This window comes from Kosakonia oryzendophytica, from assembly GCF_900094925.1.
Classification (GTDB): Bacteria; Pseudomonadota; Gammaproteobacteria; order Enterobacterales; family Enterobacteriaceae; genus Kosakonia; species Kosakonia oryzendophytica.
The window spans coordinates 1-2,015 of sequence record NZ_FMAY01000028.1 but is presented as its reverse complement, the minus strand read 5'-3'; the positions used below and the strand labels follow the sequence as shown (position 1 = coordinate 2,015).

2 protein-coding genes are annotated in these 2,015 nt (G+C 32.8%); both read left to right on the top strand.

Annotation, left to right across the window (positions count from 1 at the left end; translation table 11 throughout):
• Positions 1 to 689 precede the first annotated feature (689 nt).
• Positions 690 to 1,043: a hypothetical protein gene (locus tag GA0061071_RS23180; protein ID WP_090139088.1), complete on the top strand. Its 354-nt coding sequence runs from the start codon at positions 690 to 692 to the stop codon at positions 1,041 to 1,043.
• Between the two features lie 375 nt (positions 1,044 to 1,418).
• Positions 1,419 to 2,015, top strand: a 597-nt coding sequence (locus GA0061071_RS23175; RefSeq protein WP_090269472.1) for a replication protein, incomplete at its 3' end; no start/stop codon positions are given.

Below are 2,015 nucleotides of genomic sequence, written 5' to 3'. Positions count from 1 at the left end.
ACAAAAATAACATTGGTCAAAGCTATATTCATGTTTATAGTGAATGTTGTTTTCTTTAGGATTTAATATATTATCACAACATAAATATGCTTTCATAACGTTTATAGCAAAGGTTAGTATTACGCTGGGGGGAGATACTACGACCTCCCCCCATGTGTGCATTGTGCATTGTGCCAAAAAACAAAAAACAACCGTTAATCTTTGGCGCTGTTGGGTTTAGGAGGCTTTTTAGTTATTTTTATTTTTTGAATCTTTGTAACTGTTGGGGCTGTAAGGTTAATTTGACTAATTGTTGACATGCATGTTATAATTACTGCCAGTTACGCAGTAACTAGTCACAAGCTACTGGCAGTTATGATTATAGATTTTAATAAAAAATAGGGGGGGTAAAAAGAGTTGATTTTTTACCCCCCTATTTTTGTTTGAAAATTAAAATTTACAATCTTTTAAATTCCACTTTTGGTGGAATTTGTGGCATAATAGTTGGAATATTATCCGCTGTCGGTGGAACATTATCCGCTACTAGTGGAGTATTTTTATAAGGGTGACCTCACTTTTAAAATCAAGAAATTGCTTGGTACAACCAAGCCCAGCACGCTTTAGCAAAAAGCGTGGGGTCGGATTTCCCTTATGCTCTTTACTGGAGAATGTCATTTTTTGGTAGCGTTTGTTTTGTGAAAGGAATTGAAATGAAAGAGTTTAGAGTAAAAATGACAGAGGAAGATTATGAGAGATTGACTGAAATAAAAAAACGATTTGGCTTTTATCAAAACAAAGAAGTTTTTAATAAGTTTTTAGATTTAGCAGAGAATATAACTACTGAACAGGAGATTGCTCAAAATCTTAGATATGCAATTAAACAAATTGGTTTTACTAAAAAGCAAGTTGGTATTTTGTCTGAAATGATTTCAGAATATTTTTCGTACAAAGGTATTAAAGCTGTTGGTTATGGGATTGAGGCAGACGTTTATAAATCCGCAGAAAAATTAGTTGAGAAAAGAATTAATAATCAAATGCAAAAAAATCATGGGCGAATTTTGTAGTATAGGTGCCCTTTATGCTGTATGAAGTGTCAACGGTAAATTATCCCTAGAAGTCTCAAAAACGGCTGTAAGGACGTTTTATGAGCTTCTGGGAGAGTTTTAAGGAGTTGACACTTAACAAACCTTTTAAGCTAAATAAAAAGGCGAGAAGAGCTGAAAAAGCCTTTCTCGCCTTAATGACTATTTGCTATAATAATTTTTAGATATAAAAAAAGCCGACTGGCGGGTCAGCTTAGGTAACAATACAAACGCAAAAATGTTTTGTTAAGAATAATTCTATTCAATTTTGGGATAAAAGTAAATATTTTTTCCCGATTGGTTAATTGTATTAGACCTTGCTAGTTGGTATTGATAGCCGAAAGTGAGGTTTTTATTATGATTGAAAAAAAGAAAAAATTGGTTAAAGGCAGAGACTGGACGTTTATTGTTTATCCTGAAAGTGCGCCTGAAAATTGGCGAGATATTTTGAATCAAACTCATTTAGAGTGGGTAGAGAGTCCGCTGCATAACAAAGATGTGAATTCTGATGGTAGTAAGAAAAAAGCTCATTGGCATATATTGCTAAGGTTTTCTGGACCTGTCACTATTAAGAGGATAAATGATATTATTGAACCGTTGAATACGCCTATTCCTCAAAAAGTTGGCTCGGCAAAGGGTATGGTTAGATATTTTGCGCATATGGATAATCCAGAAAAATATCAATATTCGATTGAGGATATAAGAGCACACAATGGTGCTGATATTGCTGATTTTTTTAAGCTTTCTTCTAGTCAAAATTTACATGCTATGAAACAAATATTTCAGTTTATTAAGGCTAAAGAAATCGATAATTATATTGATTTTTTGAATTTTTGTTTGGAACAAGGTAATGATGATTGGTTTGATATAGCTATAAATCATAATACTTTAGCAATAAATAAAATGCTTGATGCGATGTGGCAAAAGCATCAAGGGCTTAAAGCTAAAAATAAA

What these genes read in the sequence shown, in the direction of transcription:
- GA0061071_RS23180 (WP_090139088.1), top strand. Translation starts at nt 690, where the DNA reads ATGAAAGAGTTTAGAGTAAAAATGACAGAGGAAGATTATGAGAGATTG.